The sequence below is a fragment of the Paenibacillus sp. FSL R5-0486 genome, assembly GCF_037975155.1.
Taxonomy (GTDB): Bacteria; Bacillota; Bacilli; order Paenibacillales; family Paenibacillaceae; genus Paenibacillus; species Paenibacillus amylolyticus.
The window spans coordinates 5,144,009-5,168,635 of sequence record NZ_CP150237.1 but is presented as its reverse complement, the minus strand read 5'-3'; the positions used below and the strand labels follow the sequence as shown (position 1 = coordinate 5,168,635).

Genomic DNA, 24,627 nt, shown 5'->3' with positions numbered 1-24,627 from the left:
CATCAAACAGGTTAATTATGGTCAGATACCACCATGATTGACCTCTTTTTTATTACCTTCGTTTTCTCACAACTTTTAAATAAGCTGATGATCAGTCAAGACAACGGAGTAAGGTATTCAATCAATCAACTGGATACTCCAGATGATATAAGTAGTAAATTTGATTTATCCAGTGTAGAAGGGTATGAGCGAAAAATCGATAATACAAAATATTATGATCATGATAAGGGTGATTTTGGCGAGGAAGTTGCGAAAAAAATCGCAATAAACAACAATCTGGGTAAGGATATTTCCGATCAATTTCAAGTTGGTAGGAACGGCATAGATGGAGCCTTTTTGTCCAAAGGTCCGCCTCCTAAATTAACCATGATTGAGGCTAAGACTTCCGAGTGGGGAAATTTCAATTATTCAACAGAGCAAAAACTGGGTGGTGCTAAATATTTTGAAGTGATGTCAAGCCGTAAAAATAAAAGTTTTGCGGATTTTAAAGCAAAGTACAAGAAACTTTTAAAAGATAACCCAGGGTTGGAGTTTGAGTATATCAGAGTAGAGGTTGATATTTCGAAAACTTCGGTTGGTTTTGGAGTAGATGTTGTAAAAGTAAAAGATTGGAGTAAGGAGATAAAATAAAACTTAAGGAGAACACAATGGTTAATTCAAAAAAAATGCATTTGGCCTACAAAAGGTATGTCAAAAACTTTTTTGGTAGTAATGCCGTAAATGAATACGAAGAAGGTAAAAATGAGATTGTTGAAATCATCGATATTAATGATACAGAGAGAGATCACATTCTATTAATTGATATGGATAATATATCTTCCTTTTGGTTAGATGTGTGGAAAAATGACGTATTGATTAAAAACGGTCGAAATGTAAGTGCGCTAAAAAAAAACCAACAAATAAAATTTTATCAGTGCATGGGTAGTCATATTTATAGAGAGCGTTATCCGAGCCTGAAATTGATTGATTATTCTTTCGAGTATAGCATCATCGCATTAATACACTTCAATTTATACGGATGGGTAAAAGAGGAAAAGATATTTTTTGATTTTATAGTCAAATATCTTGGAGATAATTTAATGGAAGCGAATGATTGGAATCAACATATCTGGTTTTTACTAGAGTTATATCTCCAACATACCAAGCAAGAACTTGAGGGAACTAATGAATATGTTCACTTGGCTGTGAAATCCGCATTAACAAATCGGGAACAGCCATGTGGCTTGATTCCCGAAGAACTTGGAATCTACAGAGAAGTATTGGAACAATGGAATACACCTGATGTGGATGAAATTACGCATTTAATTGGAAGAATGTCCGAACATCATTCCACGCTTGCTTCAGAGTTAGGAAAATCGCTTGAGTTTGGAAATTATGATTACGCTTTTTATCCTTATGAAATTTTGTATTTGCTTCATGTGAGAAAAAAACAAGGTCTGCCCAATCCAAGTCATTTTGATGATTTCCTGATGAACTTACCGGAGGCTAAAATGAACATTCAAGATCCTGAACCGTATCCAGAATGGGATCCCGTTTTACGAATGATTGATGACTTCTATCGCAAAAACTATCCAGAGTATATCCCAAACCACCATGGAGTTCTGTTTGAATAGGAGAGGAGGAAGACTGCATGGCAGATGAAGATTTGGTGCCGTTAATTTTCGATGATACAGAGGATATCGACATAATTTTGAATGATCCGGATGAATCACTGGCGTATTATAGTATGCTGAATCATGGCTTAGCGACCAAACGGTTTTTATTTCTGGACTACAAAGGAGAAGTGGATCAGGAAATCGTCAATTACATCTTAGACTATGAGTATGCCTATGATATCGAATTGGGAACTGCAGATCAGCTAGAAGAGTTGGGAGAGTTTGACTACAAATATCTCCCTGAGAAAATTAGGGAGGTAAACAAGCTGATTTCTCGAAAAGGATATGGTTTATTCTCCTATCCGACAGCAGGAGACTTCTATGCATTGTTCATCGCCGAACTTAAGCATGAGGGTGCGCTAACCGAAGTGGATTTACTAGAAGATGAAGATATTCCTGAAAAAGAGCGTCATATCCAGTTGTATATTTAGTTCAGAGATAAGTCAGACAGGCTCCAGTTATTTGACTGGGGCTTATTTGTTTTGAGGTTTTTTAGAAAGGGTTAATCTTGCGTTTTAAAAGTCAAAACTCTGATCAACTATATGATCCATAAAGTCTTAAGAATTAAATTCAGTGAAACATAATAAGAAAAATGACTAAAGATTTGGATAAACAGTATGGAGTCCGGGTTGCTCATGACTGCACATCGTATGATGCTAGAAGATCATCATATGCGAAAACCACGATCTATCTGCTCTTGATGCCAGAGCTTGGTGACACGGTGAAACTGTACATTCCCGGAAGTCGCGAGTCCAAGGCTTATATTCGTCATGCAGTCCCCGAAAGCAAGCGTTCGGTTTCCAGTGGAACGCAACACAAACTGTGGGGCCATCCTGACGGACCATCTATTGGTATGTCATCGGATGAGATGACCGTACAGGCTGGAGCTGGATTAATCATCACACTGAATGACCAAGGTGTAATGATGCAGAGTGCAGGTAACATCTCGATTCAGGGTGGCAGTCTATCACTTAAAGCAGGTCAGATTAAAGCAACCGCCCCTGAAGCAATTTGGCTTCTTGGCGGAGGAAGCAGCTTTATATTGGATGGACAAGCTGATGTTCGTGCTGGACTGCTCCAACAGGAAGGCAGCCATAAGGCACCGGTCGTGGTAGCTGATTTGCCGCCGGAGCCGCCCCTTATTCCGCTTGAACAATATGAGGCAGCTCAAGCAGCAAATGCAGCCGAAGCAGCTGCTATGCAGCCTTCCGTGGTTAACATGAAGGAGGTCTCCCTGTTTGGTGCAGCGGTCGCCATGGCGGGCATGATCCCCGTTTTGGGTATGCTTGGAGGTGCACCAGCCATTGCGGCACAGGCCGTTGTCGTTGGCGCTGCAGCAATCGGCTTGATCGGGAACATCCCAAGTGTAGGATCCTTTAAGCCTTCGGCCCTACAACTTCTGAATCATCTGAATGGTGATTTCGTGGGCAAGATGCAGCAACAAGAGGCTTATAAGCACCAATTATTTGGTAAAGTTGTCTCAGCAGCACGAGAGTTAAGCACGGCTACTTCCTTTATGGATTTTGTGAAGAAACTGCATCAGCAGGAAAAGGAAGTTAGCCAGATGTATTATCAGATTCCAGGCAATACGAGGGAGCATTGGGCGCATCAACAGGTTGACCAAGAGTTGAAGGAAGCACTCGTGTATTATGGGGATGTGAAGCAGAATGACATTAAATATGAACTCTTTTTTGGCCCTTATCATAACGGCATTGCTCGAGATATCGGAAGAATAGACATCACCGCCGAGGAAATGGGTGACTATAATTACTGGCAGAAACAGAATCTGACGGTCGAACAGAAGAAGTATCTTGCCCGGCGAATTATGGCTCCCATGAGCGAAGAAGAATTATCTACCCTGATGGGTGAATTCGAGCAACACGAGATGACTATGAAAGGATTGGACGGGGAGTTCAATGGATTTACGGGCAGAGTAAGCACGAAAAAGGGTTCTTCAGGTGTACCCGAACCCTCAGACCACCCAGGTACAACGGGTTCTCCGAGTGCTGCTTCTAAAGGAACAACGACGACAGACAAACCGGCTACAAGCAAAACAAAGACATTTGTGAAAAAGTCAAAAGATGTGATTGTTAAAGCCTTCAGCGATTATTATAAAGAGAGCCAGGTCATCCGGTTTCAGCCTTGGGGCAACTTGGGAAAAAACAAGCCCAAAGAGTCGGGGAATGCCGGGGAAGTGGGTTCTGGAGGGAAAACAAGCTCGAACGCTGGGAATAAGTCAAGTGACGGGGCAGGAACAAGTTCCTCCAGCAATGGCAAGAAACCGAATCAGACCCCGAGCAGCAGTAAGAAGTCTTCATCGTCAGGTGAAACGGATGCTACTGCATCGAGTCCAGGTATAGGGAAGAAGTCTGGCGACGGTGAAGGCACAAACTCACCAAGCAGTGGCAAGAAAACGGGTCAGACACCGAGCACTAGTAAGAAGTCCAAATCTAGCGGTGAAACGGATAGTACGGGTTCAAGTTCAGGTACAGGGAAGAAGCCTGGCGATGATGAAGAAACAGGATCATCAAGTGGTGGAAAGATAGAGGATCCAACTCCGAATACCAGTAAGAAGACCCAAACAACCGGAGAAGCGGATACTACAGGATCGAATACAGGTACAGGGAAAAAGTCGAGTGAAGGTGAAGGAACAAGCTCATCTAGCGCTAACAAAAAAGATAATCAGACTCCCAACAGTCATAATCAGTGGAAACAGGATTCATCTAAGAAAAAAGGAAAAGGTAAAGATGATAAAAAGAAAAAAGAGGAGGAGAAAAGTAAAAGGGAAGAGGAAGAAAGACAAAAAAGTGAATCAGAGGCTGAGGGGACGGGAAAAGATACGAAGAGGTATGGTGATCCTCCCGAGGAAGAATTTAAATTTAAGATTGAAATTGCTGCTGAAAAGAAAGCTGAAGAAATAAGAAGTACAGGATTGAAAGATATAGAGGATTTTGCTAAGAATACAGGTTTGGAGTTACAGGATGCAATTGATTTAAAATCACATCTGTTTCTTAATAAATATGATCTTCCAGCTTACGATGAGAAAGGTTTATACTTTTATAAAACTAGATTAACACCTGATCCCGAAGTAATATATGCTTATCACAAAGTTCTGGATGGAGAACTGACTCCTGATCAGAAAAAATGGTTTCAACAGTTAAAAGCACATGAATTAGATGAAAAAGCCCGAATGGATTCTGGGGAAGAATACTATAGGCATCCAGGTTCTTGGGATTTCGAGTCGAAAACCTGGAAATCAAAGCCTCCTGGTGCACATGATAATGCTGTACCACAACCTGAATTTGGAACATTTCCTGGATATAAGGAGGAAAGTTCGAGATTTTATAAAATCAAAAAAGGTGATGAATATGAGATTGTCTTTTAGTAGTGCGGTGAAAAAAATAAATGAAATAGACTGGAATACAGGAGAAAAGCCCAAAGAATCACATTCAGCTCTGTTAGCTGAATACTTGAGAAGAATTGCTGTCTTTACAAGTTCTTATACTTCTAATCAAAGCCCAATAGGAAGTCCAGTTAGAGTCCTAAATATTGAAAACAATGATTTGCTGCTAGAAATTGATAGGATTGTGGATGAAAGTTTGCCTGACATTAACAACCCTATACACTATAAAATATGTAGAAATTATTTAGAAACAGCATATGTTGTTGAAAAAGGCTTATCGGAAGTCTTAAAAGTAGCAAATATTTATGAACCAATTATTAAGTTTTTTGAAAGAGGTGGGAAACTAAGATTCGATAGCGACAGGGCTTTGAGTTGTGGTAGTGCTGCTTTTGTTCTTGAAAATTGGATTGATTTTCATAGCAGTAGGCTAGAAACCGATATAAGTGACTCTAATTTGGAGAGAATTGATCTTAATAATAATGATGTTTAGTTAATCTCGATATCGTACCTCGAACGGGTCAATTATGGTCAGATATTACCATGATTGACCGTTTTTTTGATTTGTACCTCCAACATCCATGCGCACCATGCACGGCCAATTAAGGAGCAGGAGATAACGAGTCAAGTATATTACCGCAACTGACTTTTTTTCTTTCTTAGCTTTATTACGTTTCTTAAATTTACTCACTACTGTAGATGAACTGAATTTTGCATATTCAGAAGTGAATATCGAAGGTATAAACAAAAAGGAATTTTATGCACATAGTGGATCGAATCGTGATAACAAGGCAAAAGACTATGCTGATTATTCAATAAAGCTACCTAAACCTAAGTATGAGGCTACTCATGCGCCGGATAGAGGAGGAGGTGTAAGATTTGGAGATAATGATACAGATATAAGATCCTAAATGATTTAGCTGCTAGACTGGATAAATTAAATGATCCTTCACAAGCCCATGGGAAAATAAAATTATTTACTGAAATTAATACTTATACAAGTAGTGAGCAGAGTTATTAAGAAATTCCACGAAGATTATCCAAATATTGATATTGAAGTAATCCACAATGGTGACAAATTAGTTGAGTTTTAATAAAGGAGATAAGCAGATGAAACGAAATTATGAAGCTTTATTTGGTGCTTTTTATGAAAGGTATTTTGATTATAAAAGCGAGAGAATGAGTAAATGCTGAAGCACTTGCTTGTACCACTGAGGCATACTTCGGTATACAAAAAAGAGGCGAAAGGGAGAAATCAGTAATATTAATTGCAGAAGGAAGAATTTATTTAACACATTCAAGTATATTCATAAAATCAAAACAGAGGATAGTTGAGGGATTAAATTCTTTAGATTTAAACAAGTTGCAACTTGAAACGACTCCGGATGAGTACCAGGACATATTAGAACGAAGAGATATGGTGCTTGATAGAATCGAAAGTATACATGCGGAATATATTCCATATTCAAGATTGTACTGCTATTAAATGGAGAATGAAGTTAAAAATTACTTTGGGAATATCATTAATGACATGAAAGATACGAGTGGGCTCGTTGAGCAAATAATGGAGCGTTTCGATCGTGAATGTAGGAGTACACTTAGTGAGAAAATTGTTGTTAAAACAACACTTGCAGAACTACTTATCCGTGAATTTGTGAAAATAAAAAGCGAATTCGAGAAATTCGATATGAATGAAGTGGATGAACAATTAACAGAAGCTGAGCAATCAGATCTTTCTATACGAATCAAGGAAGTATTAACTAAGCTTCAAAATTATAAATCATGAGTACCATATCGTAAAATTGAATCATAAAATCTAATAGAAGGTATGATTGGAAAAACACCTAACGAGGGGGCTCATGATCTTGCACCTCCTCCGCAAAAGTATTTCCCATATTTTAATTCGGATGACACTATCTTATAATTTAACTAATATAATTAAATTTTAGGAGGGCAGCTAGTTGAATCAGATATTTGAAGATGCCAGAACCATTATAAGAAACATTAATTGGGAGAATGAAGAACCTAACAAACCTTCACATGGAATATTATTATATGAGTTTTTAAGGAGAGGTTCTCATTTTTATGATTTTATAGATCAAGAACCTAACAAGAGACTTGCAGTGTTTAGTGCAGCAGATATCTGTGATATAAAGTTGCCAATTGAAATATATGGATACTGTGATGAATTAAACGAAATTAAGGATGAGTGGTTAGTCAAATCAGTTTGTAAAAGCTATTTGAAATGGGCATATTTATCTGGTGAAAACGAGTCGATAGCACTTGAATTCCAAGGACTCTATACTCCAATTATAAAGTTGTTTAGTAGAGGCGGGAGGATAAGATACCATAATGGAGAGTTAACCTATGGAAGGGCTGCACGTTCTCGAATTGTTTTTGTAGAAATGAGCACGGTTGAACCAATGGATATTAGTGAAAATAGTCTGGATAAACTGGACAAAAATTGGGATGAGAAAATAAAGTAATCGTAAAGTGGTTTTAGAAGACTAATCAGTTCAAAAGTTATTATTTTTTGGAGTAGGTCCGGGATACGCTGATAAGACAGTATATAAGTGGGATCGGAAAAAGAAATGTAAACAAAGTAGATATAGGCATAAATAAAACAGATCGATCCTGGTCAAAGAGCCAATGGTGTCGATCTGTTTTGTAATAGATTTTTATAAATTACGAAAAAGTGTACAGGGAGGTGCTGATTTAACAGGTAAACAAAGAAAACTGATTAGAAATAAAGCTGCGGAATTAAAGCTTATACCAAAAATTGAAGTGAAAGAAAGTAGAAGGTATTTGTTTCGGCTTTGCTGATTTCGAGGGGCTGGTGTATTAGTGCACACAGATTACCTTCCAAAAGATTTGTGGAAAAAAGGTGACACAGAGCAGTTTCACTGGCTGAATAAAATTTACCGGAAGACATAATGAAATCGGTTAACGATGGACCTTATACATGGCATCACAGAAGTACCGGGGAAAATGCAATTAGTTCCCTTTGGTATACACAACATTACTACTCATAATGGTGGTAGATCAACCGGAATATGGGCAGATGCACCGAGATAAGGGAGGAAAAAAATTGTGGAAACGAGAGCAAAATCTATTATCTATCCATTACCAACTGATCAGGTATTGTCAAAAGAAGAAGGTTTTTGGAGGGTAGTATTGCCTTCAGACTATAAAGAATTTGTTAAGATAAACAACAGAGGCATTCCAGAAAGATGTTCTTTTAGTTGTAATAGTCATAATTACTTAATTACTAGATTTTTGTGCATTCTTGAAGATCCAACCGACAATGGATTTGGAATATTTGATATTGATGCCACAAAATCTCAACTTGATGAGAGATTAATTGATGATGAGGACTTAATAGGAGTTTCCTTGTTACCAGTAGCTGTTCTATTTTCTGGTGACTTTATATGCTTAGATTTTCGTGAATCTAGAAATTCTCCTAATGTTTGTGTCTGGGATCACGCAAATTCTGGTGAATTCGATCCAGTGAGTTATTTTTTGGCGGAAAGTTTTTAAAGATTTTTTGGCATTGTTAACTTAATAAACAAAACAATATACTTAGGCCTGTTAATGTTACACAAATATTTACAACAGATCGTACAATACAACCAGCAGATAGAACACTAAACGATTCAAACAGGAAATGTTTTAAGAGCTAAAGGAGGTATAAAGAAGTATGCCATCTATTCCGAATTTCGTTTTTGAGAAAGAAATACCTATAAGCATTATCGAGAAATACAGATCGAGAATTCCTGTTGAACTAATTGAAGTATGGAAGGAATATGGACTGGGTAGTCTTTCCAATGGATATCTGAAAATTATTAATCCTGATCAGTATTTAGAATTATTACAAGATACCTACAGTCGAGCAAAATTAGCAATTCCTCTATTTACAACAGCAATGGGAGATATATTGATTTGGGAAGATGGATACTTAATGGCGCTTAACTTCAGAAAGCATGAAGTAAATGTTATAGGGAAAAATTTTAAGTACTTTTTTGGGGACATAAGTGATGAATATTTTTTGAATAAAGCTCTTGACTGGTCTCCCTATCTTGAAGCGTTTGAAAAATATGGAGAGCCTGCTTACGATGAATGTTTTGGCTATGTGCCTCTTTTAGGATTAGGTGGAGCAGAGAAAGTTGAGAATTTAAAAAAAGTTAAATTTATTGAGCATATATATATAATCAATCATTTTATGGGACCAATGGAATGAAAATAAAAAATGGAGACCGATATAAATGTTTAAAAGTATGGATTATTTTCTATAAGGGGCATCTATAGGAGGTATATAAAAGCTAATTGGAGAGTAAGCAATGGGAATAATTTGGGAACGTACGGTTGGAGATATTAGTGAAGATATAATTAATAAGGTTGAAAAAAAATATGGTATACAATTTCCTGATGACTATAGAGAATGTGTTAAAAACTATAATGGTGGGCATCCTGTACCAAATATATTTTCCTATGATGATGGAGGAGAGGGAGTTTTTGACCATTTACTAAGCTTTACAAGTGAGCCTAATATTGTTTTAGTTTATGAATTTATAAGTGATTTCATGCCAAAAGAGATATTTCCATTTGGAACAGATCCTTTTGGCAATCAGCTTTGCTTTGATTACCGAAAAAGTAAAAATTCACCTTCAGTTGTTTTTCTTAACAATGAAGAATTTGGTGAGGACTCCATTACTGAGGTATGTAACAGTTTTTCTGAGCTCTTAGAAACATTACATGAGGCCAGCGATGAATATTATTGACTTTCTTAATAGGTGGGTGGATAAGTATGAATATAGATGAAAATATTATTAAAAGTTCATATCCTCCTGTAAGTCTTCAGGAGATTGAGATAGTCGAGAAGAAGTATAATATGATTTTCCCTGATGATTATAAGAAATTTTTAATGTTAAAGAATGGTGGAAAAACTGGTACTAGAAGGAGATTTACTACAAATGATGACCAAAAAGAAGGTGAAATAGAGTCTTCTATTTTGATGTTTTTTCCTTTGTCTAATAATTTAAATAATAATTCAGAACAAAAGTATCGTCTGTACACAGAAGCAAATATTTTATCGAGAATTTATTATCCAATAGGTGAGACACCGAGGAATAATTTAGTTTGTATTGTAGTAGAAGGACCTAATAAAGGGAGTGTGTATCATTTCGATATGGATTATGACAATTATATTGAAAAGAAACTTCCTCTAGAGGAAGAACATATCAGACTGATCACAGAAAGTTTCACTGACCTTTTGGATAGTTTATTTGTTTCTCAGACGTAGGAATAATCGTGAATAATTTCAAAAATTAGAAGTTAAAATTATAAGGCCTATTTCATCAGTATTATTCAGGTGGAATGGGTCTTTTTGTGAGAAAAGATTTCTAAATAAAATGAATGAACCTAATGCACCGACAACGCCGAAAAATAGCACCAAATCGAATACGAAACCAGAAAAAAATGAAACGCCGAATGAAGTGAATACGTGGAAGCCATCTCCATCTAAAAAAAAGGCGAAGGTAAACGGCAAGTCGATGCGAAACCGTCTAAATCATCCGAACCGAAGAAACCAAAGGTAGAATAGGATACAAACAATCCGAAGGAAAATACGGAAGGCACTGTGGAGACGGGTAAAGGTAAGAAGTTAGAACTGTCGGATATGACTTAAGAAGTAATGGAAACGAAGCCTATGAATTCACCTGTCCCTAAAAATGGTAGGATAAAGGTGGACATATATTAACAAAAGTGGAATATCGGTTATTTATCCTAATGGGTATCCTGACTTTTCAGCATATTACCATCCAACTATTAAACTAGCAGTAACAATAGAAATTACTATTACTAAAAACCCTCAGGCGGACTCTAAGACGGCGAACTTAGAAGCAGGACTAAATAAGGATTCTGATCCACCAGTTTCTGAACTAAAAAAACCTCCAACAGGGTACACTTGGCATCATCATGAAGATGGAAAGACAATGGTTCTTGTTCAGAAGGATATCCATAGGGACTTTAGGCATATAGGTGGTCAGTCTACATTTAAGGGAAAAAATGATTATAAAGGAGAATAAACATGGCAACGATTTATAACACAAATGAAAAAATTAAATTAAAAAATATTGAGGAATTTGAAGCAAAATATGATGTCGTGCTTCCGGTTCAATATCGCGATTTTTTGCTTGAGTATAACGGTGGTAATGTAAAGCCAAATGTTTTCAAAATTTCAGATGATGAAGGAGAGACTGCTCTCAACACACTTTATGGGCTAGATATCAATGAATCCTACGATGAGTTATCGAGTGTGTTTGACTCATTATATGGCGAAATCCCAAACGAATTTATATCTATAGGTGATGATTCTGGAGGAAATCAAATTTGTCTGGGAACTAGCGAAGAGTATGCGGGGAAAATATATATTTTCCTTCATGATATAGAACCTACTGAAAAGATAAGCAATATGTTTCTTATATCTGATTCTTTTGATAGCTTTCTAGATAGTTTATATGAAGTTTAATCTTTAGAAAATGACGGATGCAGAAAAGCTAATTTCAACTTGAGTTATAAGTCGAAATTGGCTTTTTCATTTGTCTGATCCCTGGTCTTTCACCATTAGCTAAAGCATAAGTGCAAATTGAGTATATGTTATGTGGAAAGGGCACATACGGAGGAGCGGCGAGAAGATTTAATTTTGCTCAATCAGATCAAAGGTTAGCTGAACAACTTAATAATTCTCCTGAAATAGCACGCCAATTTGGTATGGAGTCTGGTGAAATTACTGCTAAAGATATAAAGATTTATCGAGATGGAAATAAACTAACATGGCACGAATTAAAATGATGTTAAAGCAATGCAGTTAGTACCTACAAAGATGAATAGTACTTTTGGGCATCTTGGAGGTGTGGGAGAAATGAATGCAGGAGCGTTTGAACCTGGGGGATTTCTAATAAACAATAAAGAGGGGAGTACACAATGATAAAAAATGATCCTGTTTTTGGAGGGCTCGAATATAACTATGGTTGGACTAGGAAGACTATGTTTCAATTATTCGGAGGAGAACTTGAAATTACATTGATGATTGATGGAGATGAAGATGGAAGATTTGATGAAAAACAATATTCGGCATATCAATCATTGATACAAGATTGGAAACAAGTGCAATTTAACTTATTACAACCTATTTTGGATTATTACATACAAAAAAGAAGTGAATTGGGTTATGATGTTGCGTTTAATGAGAATTATCCATTAGTTGAAACAACAACTCAACTGATGAAGATGATTACTTTAGAGGGGATTGTTGTTCCGTATGGAGACATTAATGAAGAACGTGACATTGGAGTTCTTTTTAGTTGTACATGGGATTCAGAGAATGGTTTAGGGTTGCGTTTATTAGATGAAGAAATAGCTGATGTAGGATACCAAGATGTTGCAATTTGATACCAGGCTAATTAAATCGTATAGCACAACCATATCCAACGAACCCAACATTAAATGATTCAAACATTTGATTAACATTCAAAAGCTCTTTCTTACTTGATTTATGAGTTAGAGAGCTTTTTGCGTGTCGAAAATAACTAATGGTTGCTTGGTGGGGTGGTAGCTTCATTTTGGACGGGGAGGCCAACGTACGAGCAGGTCTATTGCAACAGGAGTGCAGCAACAAAGCACCTGTTCATGTGGCGGATCTGCCTGCGGAGCCGGAGCCACCGCTGATGCCGATTGAGGAGTACGAAGCGGCTCAGGCCGCAGCAGCCGCAGAGGCTGCTGGAGTGACGCAGGCATCAACGACGAACCCGAAAGATGGATCGTTGGCTGGAGCTGCATTGGCCATCACTGCTATGATTCCGATCCTGGGAGCTCTAGGGGGGATTGCTGCCCAGACAGCCATCGGCGTAGGCATTGCTGCCGTTGCCACGGGTCTCATCGCGAGCGTGCCGAAGATAGGCTCCTTCAAGCCTTCGGCTCTGAATTTGCTGGACCGATTTACGAATGGTTTTGCTGAGCTGCAACAGCAGGAGAACGAAGCAAAATGGACGATGTTGGGTAAAATGCTGACGGCCGCCAAAGAGTTGACTACATCGACTTCGGTGACCGATTTCTTTAAGAAGTTGGAACAACAGAACAAGGAGATTAGCCTTGCTTATGAGCAGATTCCGAGTTACTTCCGTGAGAAGTGGGCGCATGAAAAAGCCCAACGTGACCTGCAGGTGTCGCTGGAATTTTTCAAGAGTGTGGAGAAAGACGATGTTCAACATCAAACCTTCTTTTCGCCCTATTACCAAGAAATTTCATGGGCATTAGACAGGGCGGGCATATATCATAATATTACCGTCGAGGAAGTAAAAGATTACGATTTTTGGTTGCGTCAGGACCTGACATTGGAACAGATGAAATATCTGACACAGTTGATTTACAATCCGATTAGCGATGAGAAATTCGTAGAGATGATCTACGATTATGAAATGCATCGCGATTTAATAGAGAACGGAACGATGATTGGTGGTAATCTAAGGGTCAGGACGCCAGACATTGAAGGAAAGGTCATGCAAGTTGTTGGTAACGGATTAAAAACAGCAGCGACATTTGCAAAGAAGAAATGGACAGACGGTCAGAAAATGAGGATCGTTTCTGGTGGAGGAAGCGATTGGAGCGGGGATAAGTCGAAAAAAACGGGACAAGCAAGTTCTGGTGGTAAAACAGAAGCTGAAACTGAAACGAGTCCTAACTCTGGGAACCCTCCCAAGACTGCAGCTGAATCTTCGAAGCAGACTGTAAAAACCGGTTCATCTGGAAATAACAAGCCAGCAAACTCAAAACCAAGTTCTTCAAGTACAGGGACTAAACAAAATGGTTCAAGTACGAAACTCAAAGATGCAAGAACAAAGCCAGAAAGTTCGAATTCAGTTAACAATAAAACACCGAATGAAGTGAACACTTGGAAACCGTCTACAACCACGAAGAAGGACGAGGGCAGCCCTAGCGAACAAACGAAGAAACCAAATGATACAAAAGAACCAAATACTAATGACAATCTGAAAAAGAAAAAAGGAAAGAGTCAAAAGCAAATCCAACAAGAACTTGACGATCTGGATCAGAAAATTAAAATTAAGGAAAAAGTAGGGGCCAGTGAAGAAGAAATTAAGAAGTTAAAACGAGAACGAAGTAAGCTGGCCAATCAACTAGATACTCCAGATGATATAAGTAGTAAATTTGATTTATCCGGTGTAGAAGGGTATGAGCGAAAAATCGATAATAAAAAATATTATGATCATGATAAGGGTGACTTTGGCGAGGAAGTTGCGAAAAAAATCGCAATAAACAACAATCTGGGTAAGGATATTTCCGATCAATTTCAAGTTGGTAGGAACGGAATAGATGGAGCCTTTTTGTCCAAGGGTCCGCCTCCTAAATTAACCATGATTGAGGCTAAGACTTCCGAGTGGGGAAATTTCAACTATCCAACAGAGCAAAAACTCGGTGGTCCAAAATATTTTGAAGTGATGTCAAGCCGTAAAAATAAAAGTTTTTCTGTTTTTCAAGAGAAACTTCAAAAGCTAATTGACGATTATCCTGGATTGAAATTTGATTATATTAGGGTTGAAGTGGATATTTCTAAAACATCCGTAGGTTTTGGGGTAGATGTCGTCAAAGTAAAAGATTGGAGTAAGGAAATAAATTGAAAATTAGGGGGACTATAAATGAATGTGAAAAAAATGAAAATGGCATACAAGCGCTATGTCAAAAACTTTGATGACGGTTTGAATGATGTTCAAGCTAAATATGATGAAGCTAAACTTGAGATTGTTTCTTTGGTAGAAAGTAATGCAGTAGATCAAGATCACAAATTGTTGAATAGAATGTACAAAATATCTTCTTATTGGTTGGAAGTATGGAAAAATGAAGTGTTAATTAAAGAAGGGGTAAATCCTATGGGGTTGAAACACATACAGCAAGTAACTTTTTATCAATGTATGTGCAGGCACATTTATAAAGATCGTTATCCTGAGATGAAAGTAATTGATTATTCTTTTCAAAATAGCATCGTATCATTAGTTCACTTCAATTTATTTGGATGGGCGAAGGAGGAACAGATATTTTTTGATTTTATAGTCAAATATCTTGGAGATAATTTAATGGAAGCCAATGATTGGAATCAACATATCTGGTTTTTACTAGAGTTATATCTCCAACATACCAAGCAAGAAATTGAAGGAACTAATAAATATGTTCACTTGGCTGTGAAATCCGCATTAACAGATCGGGAACAGCCATGTGGCTTGATTCCAGAAGAACTTGGAATCTACAGAGAAGTATTGGAACAATGGAATACGCCTGAATTGGATGAAATTACACGTTTAATTGGAAGAATGTCCGAACATCATTCCATGCTTGCATCGGAGTTAGGGAAATCGCTTGAATTTGGTAATTATGATTACGCTTTCTATCCTTATGAAATTTTGTATTTGCTTCATGTGAGAAAAAAACAAGGTCTGCCCAATCCAAGTCATTTTGATGATTTCCTGATGAACTCACCGGAGGCTAAAATGAATATTCAAGATCCTGAACCGTATCCAGAGTGGGACCCCGTTCTACGAATGATTGATGATTTTTATCGGAAAAACTATCCTGAGTATATCCCGAACCACCATGGAGTTCTGTTTGAGTAGGAGAGGAGGAAGATTGCATGGCAGATGAAGATTTGGTGCCGTTAATATTTGATAATACAGAGGATATCGACATGATTTTGAATGATCCGGATGAATCACTGGCGTATTATAGTATGCTGAATCATGGCTTAGCGACCAAACGGTTTTTATTTCTGGACTACAAAGGAGAAGTGGATCAGGAAATCGTCAATTACATTTTAGACTATGAGTATGCCTATGATATCGAATTGGGAACTGCAGATCAGCTAGAAGAGTTAGGAGAGTTTGACTACAAATATCTCCCTGAGAAAATAAGGGAAGTGAACAAGTTAATTTCTCGAAAAGGATATGGTTTATTCTCCTATCCGACAGCAGGAGACTTCTATGCATTGTTCATCGCTGAACTTAAGCATGAGGGTGCGCTAACTCAAGTGGATTTATTAGAAGATGAAGATATTCCTGAAAAAGAGCGTCATATCCAGTTGTATATTTAGTTCAAAGATAAAACAAATAAGCTCCAGTTATTTGTCTGGAGCTTATTTGTTTTGAGGTTTTTTAGAAAGGGTTAATCTTGCGTTTTAAAAGTCAAAACTTTGATCAACCATATGATACATAAAGTCATTAAGAATTATATGAAAAATGACAAAAAAATTGGATGAACAGCTAGGAGTCCGGGTTTCTCATGACTACATATCGTATGATGTGAAAGATAAAATGATGCGATGCAAAAGAGGCCTGGATACGGAATTTAATTTTAAGGGCAAGGCTGAAATGGCAATATGGAGAACAAAAAAACAAGTATACTTAGTATGAACTTAATGATGGGAAAACCATACAATTGGTTCCGAGTAGTGTTAATTCTAATTTTGGACACCTTGGTGGTGTAAGTGAAGTTAAATAAGAAAGGACGATACTCTAAAAATGAAAAAAGATGAGTTGTTTGGAGAAATTGTTTATGAAGATTTATGGATAGGGACGACAGAGATAACTATATTTGGAGAAAAACGAAAAATACTTTTGAATATTTATGGCGAAGAGAATGAAGAAATTACTCCGAACCAACGGGATGCTTTTTCGCAATTCAAAGCGAATATGCCTAGCATAGTAAAGGAAAGCGAAGATAAGATTTTAGAGTATTATTTAGAGAACTTTGAAGATTATCGAGCAATGCAAAGTGATAGTGAAGAAGTTGAAAAAATTGCTCCAAAGATTTCATCAATAGACGAGTTAGGGAGACTTGTTACGCCTACAGGTTTGCTAATAAGATATGATTTCGAGGATGGTATTAGAAGAGTAGGGATATTATGTGATTGCACTTGGGAACAAGAACACGGATTGGGTATTGGTGTTGAAAATGAAGAAGTAATAGAAGTGGGTCTTCAAGATATTGTACTTTAACAGGGGCTGTCAAAGACTTAGTGTAAACTTGGTTTATAACCCCAGCAACAAGATCGTATAATGCCACAATGCGAGTTAGCCGGCCGTGTTGTAGTCTTTTTCATTTTCTGATATAGATGGCGGCGATTAATGAAGTAACCCCCACCCAGTACCAAATAAAGCCATCATTTAACTAATCCCATACTTAACCTATGTAGTACCTGTATAGAGATTTCTTCATTTTGTTTGTACGCACATCAACGCTTAAATTTTATCCCCTACTTAACTTAATAGCATCAAGTTGAACGGGTCGATTATGTTCAGATACCACCATAATGGATCTGTTTTTTGTTATGTTCGCTTTCTCACCCATTTTGGAGGGGAGGCCATGGTACGAGCTGGCCTATTGCAACAGGAGGGCAGCAACAAAGCGCCTGTTCATGTAGCGAATCTGCCACCAGAGCTAGAGCCACTGTTCATGGCGATTGAGGAGTACGAAGCGGTTTTCCCGACAGTTAAAGTGAAGAAATTAAAAGGTTTGAAATCTCCGATATGAAGTGTAGTATTGCATGAAGATATATTACCAAAGGACCTTTGGAAGGCAACAGAGGTTGTACAATTCAAGTGGCTGAACGCTAGATTACCAAATAAAGTACAACCAGAAGAACAATTTGTCACCATAATGAGGAAAGCGGATTGATGCAACTTGTACTTTTTGGTATTCATAACATTGCAAAGCATAATGGAGGAAGAACAAAGGGACAATGAGCAGACGCCCCAAGACATTAATTTGAGAGGTGAAATATGTTAAAAATAAAAAATAATAGTATAATTTATCCGCTTCCAACTAGCAATTTATTAAGCGTGTAGAAGAAAATTTTGAAATCGAGTTTCCGAAAAATTTTATAGATTTTATATCGGAAAGCAATGGATCTATTCCAATAACTCGATTTTTGAATTTAAATCGAATAGATATGTGGTTGATCGTTTTCTTTGTTTATTGAACAAGCCAAGTGAGCATGATAAAGGTATTTATGATATTAAGGTTGTTTTCAGTCAATTGGATGAAAGGATACTCTCTGATGGAGATATGACAGGTGCTGAATTAGTACCAATTGCAGCTCTATTTGCAGGAGATTTCGTTTGTCTAGACTATACTGAAAGTAAAATCGATCCAGTTGTTTGTATATGGTATAATGAGGAATCAGATGAGTATGACCCAGTTACAGAAAAGATTGCAGATAATGTTAATCGTTTTCTTGATATGCTAGAAGAATAGGTTCTTCCTATAATGCAATCATATGAGAAAAATTAAAAGGCTTACTCCTACTCGAACAATGAGTCAGGAGTGAGTTTTTTATAGTTTGATGAAATGGCTATAGTTGTTACATCTGTTACCTAAAGGTGTGCTTGTTTGAGCTGGGAGTTCACCCCTATACAGGAGAGCCTGTTTCAGATTCCTATGCCAAAATGATGACGACAACACTCAAATGGAATCGAGTTATTTTGAGTTTCCAAATGGTAGTAAGAGCATCATATCCAGTTTTATACTAATGGTGTGTACGAAAGGAAGTTGTTGTTAGGGGATTCTGATCTTCCTGGTTAAAGTCCATGTGGTGGGGCATGTGTTAAAAGATGAGAATGGGAAGTGAAGCATATGAGAATGGATGTTAATACGATTGTTGTTCCATTACCAGGCGATGATTTATTAGATGCAGTTGAGCGAAGCTTGAGAGTTTCATTCCCTGAATCTTATAGGCACTTTATTAAGGAACATAACGGAGCTGTACCAATCACAAATATGTTTAGTATGAATCAGCAAGAATACATAATAGAAAAATTTCTATGTATATTGGATGACAGTGAGTCTGATCCTATTAATGGATGGTATGAAATTGAAGTTACTATTACGCAAATAGGTGATAGATTAACTGATAATGAAGATTTAGTGGGAATGAATGTAGTTCCTATTGCAGCGCTTTTTTCAGGAGATTTTATTTGTTTGGATTTTAGAGAAACAGAAGAGCCTACTGTAGTTATTTGGTTTCATGAAGAGTCAGAGGAGTTTTCTCCTGTGACACAAAAAGTCGCGACCAATATATTAGAATTTTTTGAATTGCTGAGTAAATAAAGTTCTCCTAGTTCATGTTAACGAATGCCCCAGTTGTCAGTATCTTGTAGAGAAATTAGGTGTGCGTTTTGAACGTGAATTGTAAAACTGAAAGAAGATCTGTGGAAATATTTGAGTTGAGCGATGTGAGTGGAGAATTAACAGAAGATAGAAGAGAGATCTGTCTAATGAGAGATGACAAAAATCAGTAAGGAAGTGACCTGATGGAATTTGAATATCATGTAACCATGCGTGATCTGAAGCAGAACGAGAAAGAGACCTTTATCAACATTTGTAATCAAGAGAACGTGAAGCCCGTGTTGATCGTCTTGGACAAAGGTGAATATATTAATCAGCCAATGATTACAGGCATTCTACATAGCACGAATTACGAAGAAGTGAAGAATGTTATTGAAGAAGTTGGGGCGAAGTTTCGGGATAACGGATTCACAGTTGTTCGGACGAAGGTGGAAATTCCGGCTAAGGAAGAAACGTATTTTGATCAGCCGATGCTGGCACAGTCCAAGCCTTATTTCGAATGGCACGGAAAGGTATATGTGGATGATGTGGCCGTATTGAAGCAACTGTGCGCGGATTCGGGCGGACATATCTCACGGAACTCACTTAATGCAGATGGCAAAGTGAGATTCGTAACGGTCCGTGAATATGAGAGTGCAGAACATTTTTATCGTAGAGTGGGAGAGATCCATACCATTTTGCATACGAACAAGATCGAACTGTTAAAACAGCAATATGAACTGTGCATCTATGACAGCCGGGAAGAACTGGATCGTGGATGGATCTAATTGGATGTTGAGTACGATGAATGGAGGAGGAGAACGAGTGTCAGAAAAAAACATAAAAATGCACCTCCTAAATGAGGATGAGAGATTCATTGTTGTGTTAGAAGCTCTATTAAAACGCGCTTCTCTAGTGAATAGTCCATTTGTATTAAAAGGAAGCTTATTAACAAGACAGTATTTGGAGAATCCCAATATTCGTTATGTGGATGACATCGACTTTCTGTATACAGGTCGAATTGAGAATGAGGATCAGGCCAATGCAGTATTTACAGACTGGATGATCCGGGTAACGGAGATGGACCTGAATGACGGTATCATATTCCGAAGCTTTCGGGAGAATGCCTTCTGGAGAAGAATAGACTACGCGATGGCGGATGATTTTCCTACGGTGAACACGGAGCTTGCCTTTTATATTGATAGTGAACCAAGGAATGAAAATGAGTATGAGGATGAACTGCATCTTGATATATCTTTTAACCTCGACTTGGATGAGAAGCCTGTTACTCTATCCTACCAACCCATGGTTGGTGAAGCTTTTGTCGTTCCTTACACTGTACCACTCTCCATCCAAATTGCATGGAAGCTGCATCAAACGATAGTGAGGCCCAGGTTTAAAGACTTGTATGATTTGCAGCATCTGTTGTCTAACCCGTTATACGATCAGCAGGCGCTCAAGGAGACAATGCAGACCCTGGCCAACGAGTGCAGCATGGACCCAGCTATTACGAGAGAGGATATGAAAAAGATACTGGTTGACGATCTGCATGATGTATTTTCGAGGTTAAATTACGATTATGACTTGCAGTATTATGCCGGAAGCCGTAGTCCTGAAGTGTATTTTATGGAATTTGTATCGGAGCTGCGCCAAACGATGAATCACGTTGGTATTAACAGTGACGCATATGAACATTTACCAAGTTGCCCCACGCATACATAAAGATCTTCATGCACTGAAGAAGCAGACCTAAAAGCTTTCTGTAAGAAAACTGCTTCGGGAGCATTCACTTCGCCTTTATTCGTAGATGAATTTGAAACGAACACCCCAACTCCGATACAATGTTCTCATAGAGTCTGAGAGAATGGATCAAATACGGTGCAGAAATGGAGAAAACCAATATGACTGATTTTATCAACGCTGACGATATTAATGACGTAATTCTGGCTGCGGCAGCAAACGAGCTGGAGCAGATGGTGGACAAAATGTGTGAGCTGATTGGCACGCCTTTGGAACAGACAACAGAACTGGAGCGTCAGGTCATGGCTGCTTTTGGTTTTGGCGCGGTGTATGGCATCACTCATCGGGATCAGCTGGCGGAGCCGCAGGCCCATGCCTTGAGCATTCGGATGCTGATTAAACCATTTAATTACAGTGAACAGCAGGCGGTTGATTTTGCCAACGATCTGATTCGGGTGGCTTCCGATCGTGAGGTTCATCCGGTAATGAACACGATTATCCAACGTGGGATTGATGGACACCGCCAATTCAACCAGGAAAACGATGAAGGATTGGAACGTAACATTCAGGAGATTTTAACAGCGGTTCAATCGCAAAAATAGACGGTTTTAATAGATGTGGGAGATGATTGCATTGGATCTGATGAAATTAAGCAAGGAACTCTCATACGCTCTGCGACATGCACCATGGGAGTATGAGCTGGAACTGGACGAAGAGGGTTGGGTGGAGATCTCGCAATTGCTGGTGGCTTTACATGAAAGTCCGTACTGGAAGGAAGTCACGCAAGCCGATCTGGAGCAGATGATTCAAACCTCGGAGAAAAAGAGACATGAAATCCGTTCTGGCCGCATCCGGGCATTGTATGGACATTCGACGCCCCTTAAGATATCGAAGATATCTGCTGAGCCACCGGAAACCCTGTACCATGGAACCCCGGCACGCGCAGTGAATTCTATTATGGAACATGGCTTACAGCCGCGGCAAAGGCAATATGTACATCTGTCCGCAGATATCGATACGGCCAATCAGGTGGGACGAAGACGGGATGATCAGCCTGTCATTTTGAAAATCAATGCTGCTCAAGCGGCCACAGACGGAATCCTTTTTTATCATGGAAACGAAAATATCTGGCTGGCCGATCATATTCCCTCACGTTATATTCTTGAGCAGTGAGCAGTGACCAATGAGTGATGAACTCTTGTGGACAGCATAAATACCAAGCTCAAATCGCAGCAGTCGCAATCAACGGTGAGTGTACGGTCATCCGTACAACTGGTGTATCGTTGTATTGATCGTTAGCTACACCAAAAAAGGGACGCATCCAACATTTGTTGGTGTGTCCCTTTCTCATATTCAAAACTTACTTGCCTACAATTGCTTTAATACCTTCGCTAAGTGGCTGAGCCGGACGGCCAAGCAATTTCTCTAAAGTATCACTCTCTACAGCCAATGCGCCTTCACGGATGGCACTTTGCATATCAACAAGCATCGATACGACAAAGTCCGGTAGACCTGCACCTTTCATGATGTCAACGTAAGCGGCATCGTCCACGTTTTGCACGTTGATTTCCTGCCCAAGCACTTCACCAACAATGGCAGCCAGTTCAGCTTGCGTGCGTAGTTTGCCGGACAATTCATATACGGTATTCTCATGTCCTTCTCCTGCGAGAACAGCTGCAGCAGCATGGGCGTAGTCACTTCGGGTAGCCCAGCCTACTTGGCTGTTGTTGGTGGCATGAACCCAAGGTGCACCTTGGGTAGCTGCTTGCACACTGCCTGCTTCATTTTCCAGGTACCAGTTATTGCGCAGGAAGGAATACGGAATGCCGGATTCACGAATAGCTTTTTCTGTAGCGCGGTGAACTTCCGCCAGGGAAAGGGTATTTTTCTCTGCATTCACAACGCTTGTATAAGCGATGAAACCCACGCCTGCGTTCTTGGCAGCGTCAATGGCAGCCTGATGTTGGCGAATACGCGTTTCATTGTCACCATCAGTTGAGATGAGCAACAGACGGTCTACACCGGCAAAAGCTTTCTCCAACGTCTCCGGTTGATCGAAATCACCATGACGCACGTCAACCCCTTGAGTGCGGAGTGCTTCCGCTTTCTCTGGATTACGTACACTTACTGCCACATCCTTGGCAGAATTGTTTTTCAACAATGCCTCTACAACCAGTGAACCCAAATGACCTGTGGCGCCAGTAACCAAAATTTTCATTTTCTTTTCCTCCTAGGATATGTGTTTTGTTTGCATATGGATGTAATCAAAATTGTTATAACAGGTGTGATTACAACGAAAGGGTTAAAAAAAGCTCATAATGAGCTTTGTTATTCAGAGACATGAATCTGATCCATCATCTGCTGTATGGTTACACGATTCAAGCGCTGTTCCATGGCTGTCTGAGCCTCAATGAGTTCGGCACGCAAGGTGTGTTCAATCATGTTGCCGACCGGACATTTCGGATTCGGATGTTTGTGAAAGTTAAACAATTCCCCATCCTCCACGACCTCAAGCGCTCGATATACATCAAGAAGGGTAATGTCGGCTGGATCTTTCAACAAGGAAGCACCTCCCACACCGGGTCTGACGTCAATCAGTCCAGCCTGTTTCAGCTTGGACATAATCCGCCGAATAATCACGGGATTTGTATTCACACTCTGCGCGATCACATCTCCGGTGCATTCATTGGGCATAACAGCGATCAGGGACAGGGTATGAACCGCAATGGAAAAGCGACTGCTGATTTGTCTCATGGGATAATCACCACCGTTGTAACTATAATAGTTACAAAGCGATTGGATGTCAATTCCTTTATATTATATTTTAATGGATAGTTGCTGTTGTTCTGGAATCGTAGATGATCAAACAGATGATAATTGAACTATCACCTATGTCAAATAAATGAGTTGTGGTTCTTTTGGAGCGTTAAAAAAGAAGTAGGTTTCAAACCTTTTAATGTAATAATAGGGCTAAATTCCTATTATTTTCAAGTTAAATGGAACTATATGGTTTTCTTGTTTGCGTACAGAAGAAGAAAAATGACAAAAGCTTCGACAAACTAGAAAATTATGTATGAATTGACAAATGTAAAAGCGATTATATAATGTGTTTAACTACAAGATTGTACATTTAGTTACAAATGATTCCAAATAACAAACGGCGGGAGTGGGACAGGCATGTGGTTTTTGGTTCTATGGTTGTTAGGTCTAATTTCAGGGGGAGTACACCTATATGTGTTAGGTTTTCCCGGGGAAATGAGCGAGATTAGCAGGGTGTTGCTGCTTCATCAGTTTGTGGTTACGTTTGGATTGGTTGGAGTGATTGGTTATGTTGTCAACATTGCCAGAGCGGATCAGACAGCCAAAATGTTAGGATGGCCTGGTGGACCATTTCAGGTTAAATACGGTTTTTCCCAGGTAGGGCTTGGAGTTATGGGGATTATGGCCATCTGGTTCCAAGGGAACTTTTGGGTTGGTGTATTGGTAACGATGTACATATACGGATTAAGTGGTCTTTGGTCACATACTTATGTCATGATTAAAAATCGCAAGGCAGATGGAGACAGTATCGGGAATCTCATTATGGATGTGGTGTATCAAACGTTTATCACGGTTCTCTCCGTATTGGCTGGTGGAATCTGGGTAATGCACTAAGCTGTAACTGATTTT

General features: G+C 38.8%; 30 protein-coding genes and 2 pseudogenes. 30 read left to right on the top strand and 2 right to left on the bottom strand.

What is annotated here, in order from left to right; genetic code table 11:
• The first annotated feature begins 33 nt into the window (after positions 1–33).
• The 29 genes and pseudogenes from MKY01_RS22865 to MKY01_RS22725 all read left to right on the top strand — a co-directional run bounded on the left by MKY01_RS22865 (position 34) and on the right by MKY01_RS22725 (position 22,131).
• Positions 34–630 carry a hypothetical protein gene (locus MKY01_RS22865; protein ID WP_221821881.1) on the top strand — a complete coding sequence of 199 codons (597 nt, stop codon included), beginning with the start codon at positions 34–36 and terminating at the stop codon, positions 628–630.
• A gap of 17 nt (positions 631–647) precedes the next feature.
• Positions 648–1,613, top strand: a complete 966-nt coding sequence (locus tag MKY01_RS22860) for a hypothetical protein (protein ID WP_253502177.1) — start codon at positions 648–650, stop codon at positions 1,611–1,613.
• Between the two features lie 17 nt (positions 1,614–1,630).
• Positions 1,631–2,086 (top strand): hypothetical protein, encoded by a 456-nt coding sequence (locus tag MKY01_RS22855; RefSeq protein ID WP_221821884.1) that lies wholly within the window; start codon positions 1,631–1,633, stop codon positions 2,084–2,086.
• Positions 2,087–2,247: 161 nt separating this feature from the next.
• Positions 2,248–5,040 (top strand): hypothetical protein, encoded by a 2,793-nt coding sequence (locus MKY01_RS22850; RefSeq protein WP_339283620.1) that lies wholly within the window; start codon positions 2,248–2,250, stop codon positions 5,038–5,040.
• Positions 5,024–5,548, top strand: a complete 525-nt coding sequence (locus MKY01_RS22845) for a hypothetical protein (protein ID WP_339283618.1) — start codon at positions 5,024–5,026, stop codon at positions 5,546–5,548. The genes MKY01_RS22850 and MKY01_RS22845 overlap by 17 nt, the downstream gene beginning before the upstream one ends.
• 1,038 nt (positions 5,549–6,586) lie before the next feature.
• On the top strand, positions 6,587–6,841 hold the full coding sequence (locus MKY01_RS22840; protein WP_339283616.1) for an Imm3 family immunity protein: 255 nt from the start codon (positions 6,587–6,589) through the stop codon (positions 6,839–6,841).
• 175 nt (positions 6,842–7,016) lie between these two features.
• Complete coding sequence (locus MKY01_RS22835; protein ID WP_253502169.1) at positions 7,017–7,541, top strand: hypothetical protein; 525 nt, start codon at positions 7,017–7,019, stop codon at positions 7,539–7,541.
• A gap of 463 nt (positions 7,542–8,004) precedes the next feature.
• Complete coding sequence (locus tag MKY01_RS22830; protein WP_339283613.1) at positions 8,005–8,130, top strand: HNH endonuclease; 126 nt, start codon at positions 8,005–8,007, stop codon at positions 8,128–8,130.
• 15 nt (positions 8,131–8,145) lie between these two features.
• The gene (locus MKY01_RS22825; protein ID WP_253502166.1) at positions 8,146–8,592 is read left to right on the top strand and encodes an SMI1/KNR4 family protein; all 447 of its coding nucleotides are present in this window, start codon (positions 8,146–8,148) and stop codon (positions 8,590–8,592) included.
• Positions 8,593–8,752: 160 nt separating this feature from the next.
• Positions 8,753–9,292, top strand: coding sequence for a T6SS immunity protein Tdi1 domain-containing protein (locus MKY01_RS22820; protein ID WP_253502149.1), 540 nt, complete (start codon positions 8,753–8,755; stop codon positions 9,290–9,292).
• A 100-nt stretch (positions 9,293–9,392) separates the two neighbouring features.
• Entirely contained in the window at positions 9,393–9,833 is a 441-nt protein-coding gene (locus MKY01_RS22815; RefSeq protein WP_253502147.1) for an SMI1/KNR4 family protein, read from the top strand.
• A gap of 26 nt (positions 9,834–9,859) precedes the next feature.
• Positions 9,860–10,354, top strand: a complete 495-nt coding sequence (locus tag MKY01_RS22810) for an SMI1/KNR4 family protein (RefSeq protein ID WP_221821899.1) — start codon at positions 9,860–9,862, stop codon at positions 10,352–10,354.
• A 451-nt stretch (positions 10,355–10,805) separates the two neighbouring features.
• Positions 10,806–11,138 carry an HNH endonuclease gene (locus MKY01_RS22805; protein ID WP_339287240.1) on the top strand — a complete coding sequence of 111 codons (333 nt, stop codon included), beginning with the start codon at positions 10,806–10,808 and terminating at the stop codon, positions 11,136–11,138.
• A gap of 2 nt (positions 11,139–11,140) precedes the next feature.
• Positions 11,141–11,581, top strand: a complete 441-nt coding sequence (locus tag MKY01_RS22800) for an SMI1/KNR4 family protein (RefSeq protein WP_339283608.1) — start codon at positions 11,141–11,143, stop codon at positions 11,579–11,581.
• Positions 11,582–11,658: 77 nt separating this feature from the next.
• Positions 11,659–12,040: pseudogene (locus tag MKY01_RS22795) on the top strand (HNH endonuclease); the annotation flags it as partial.
• On the top strand, positions 12,037–12,504 hold the full coding sequence (locus tag MKY01_RS22790) for a DUF2004 domain-containing protein (protein WP_253502141.1): 468 nt from the start codon (positions 12,037–12,039) through the stop codon (positions 12,502–12,504). The pseudogene MKY01_RS22795 and the gene MKY01_RS22790, both read left to right, overlap by 4 nt.
• Positions 12,505–12,674: 170 nt before the next feature.
• The gene (locus MKY01_RS22785; RefSeq protein ID WP_339283606.1) at positions 12,675–14,747 is read left to right on the top strand and encodes a hypothetical protein; all 2,073 of its coding nucleotides are present in this window, start codon (positions 12,675–12,677) and stop codon (positions 14,745–14,747) included.
• Between the two features lie 18 nt (positions 14,748–14,765).
• On the top strand, positions 14,766–15,734 hold the full coding sequence (locus MKY01_RS22780; protein ID WP_253502134.1) for a hypothetical protein: 969 nt from the start codon (positions 14,766–14,768) through the stop codon (positions 15,732–15,734).
• A 17-nt stretch (positions 15,735–15,751) separates the two neighbouring features.
• The gene (locus MKY01_RS22775; protein ID WP_100528555.1) at positions 15,752–16,207 is read left to right on the top strand and encodes a hypothetical protein; all 456 of its coding nucleotides are present in this window, start codon (positions 15,752–15,754) and stop codon (positions 16,205–16,207) included.
• Positions 16,208–16,503: 296 nt separating this feature from the next.
• Positions 16,504–16,614, top strand: a pseudogene (locus MKY01_RS22770) (HNH endonuclease); the annotation flags it as partial.
• 20 nt (positions 16,615–16,634) lie between these two features.
• Positions 16,635–17,111 carry a hypothetical protein gene (locus tag MKY01_RS22765; RefSeq protein WP_253502128.1) on the top strand — a complete coding sequence of 159 codons (477 nt, stop codon included), beginning with the start codon at positions 16,635–16,637 and terminating at the stop codon, positions 17,109–17,111.
• Positions 17,112–17,478: 367 nt separating this feature from the next.
• Positions 17,479–17,646 (top strand): hypothetical protein, encoded by a 168-nt coding sequence (locus tag MKY01_RS22760; protein ID WP_165789964.1) that lies wholly within the window; start codon positions 17,479–17,481, stop codon positions 17,644–17,646.
• 143 nt (positions 17,647–17,789) lie between these two features.
• Complete coding sequence (locus MKY01_RS22755; RefSeq protein ID WP_339287238.1) at positions 17,790–17,858, top strand: HNH endonuclease; 69 nt, start codon at positions 17,790–17,792, stop codon at positions 17,856–17,858.
• A 208-nt stretch (positions 17,859–18,066) separates the two neighbouring features.
• A complete protein-coding gene (locus MKY01_RS22750) occupies positions 18,067–18,369 on the top strand; it encodes an SMI1/KNR4 family protein (RefSeq protein ID WP_339283601.1) in 303 nt (100 codons plus the stop codon).
• Positions 18,370–18,747: 378 nt separating this feature from the next.
• Positions 18,748–19,221, top strand: a complete 474-nt coding sequence (locus tag MKY01_RS22745) for an SMI1/KNR4 family protein (protein ID WP_339283599.1) — start codon at positions 18,748–18,750, stop codon at positions 19,219–19,221.
• Positions 19,222–19,424: 203 nt separating this feature from the next.
• Positions 19,425–20,006: a hypothetical protein gene (locus tag MKY01_RS22740; protein ID WP_339283598.1), complete on the top strand. Its 582-nt coding sequence runs from the start codon at positions 19,425–19,427 to the stop codon at positions 20,004–20,006.
• A 37-nt stretch (positions 20,007–20,043) separates the two neighbouring features.
• On the top strand, positions 20,044–20,940 hold the full coding sequence (locus MKY01_RS22735; RefSeq protein WP_313771467.1) for a nucleotidyl transferase AbiEii/AbiGii toxin family protein: 897 nt from the start codon (positions 20,044–20,046) through the stop codon (positions 20,938–20,940).
• A 179-nt stretch (positions 20,941–21,119) separates the two neighbouring features.
• A complete protein-coding gene (gene imm48 / locus MKY01_RS22730; RefSeq protein ID WP_339283596.1) occupies positions 21,120–21,560 on the top strand; it encodes an Imm48 family immunity protein in 441 nt (146 codons plus the stop codon).
• A gap of 31 nt (positions 21,561–21,591) precedes the next feature.
• The gene (locus MKY01_RS22725) at positions 21,592–22,131 is read left to right on the top strand and encodes an RNA 2'-phosphotransferase (protein ID WP_339283594.1); all 540 of its coding nucleotides are present in this window, start codon (positions 21,592–21,594) and stop codon (positions 22,129–22,131) included.
• A 187-nt stretch (positions 22,132–22,318) separates the two neighbouring features.
• On the opposite strand, the gene MKY01_RS22720 is transcribed toward MKY01_RS22725, so the two are convergent.
• Complete coding sequence (locus tag MKY01_RS22720) at positions 22,319–23,176, bottom strand: SDR family oxidoreductase (RefSeq protein ID WP_339283592.1); 858 nt, start codon at positions 23,174–23,176, stop codon at positions 22,319–22,321.
• 110 nt (positions 23,177–23,286) lie between these two features.
• A complete protein-coding gene (locus MKY01_RS22715; RefSeq protein WP_036668516.1) occupies positions 23,287–23,712 on the bottom strand; it encodes an Rrf2 family transcriptional regulator in 426 nt (141 codons plus the stop codon).
• A 423-nt stretch (positions 23,713–24,135) separates the two neighbouring features.
• Between MKY01_RS22715 and MKY01_RS22710 the strand changes: the two genes are divergently transcribed.
• A complete protein-coding gene (locus tag MKY01_RS22710) occupies positions 24,136–24,612 on the top strand; it encodes a DUF6790 family protein (protein ID WP_026080959.1) in 477 nt (158 codons plus the stop codon).
• Positions 24,613–24,627: the final 15 nt, after the last annotated feature.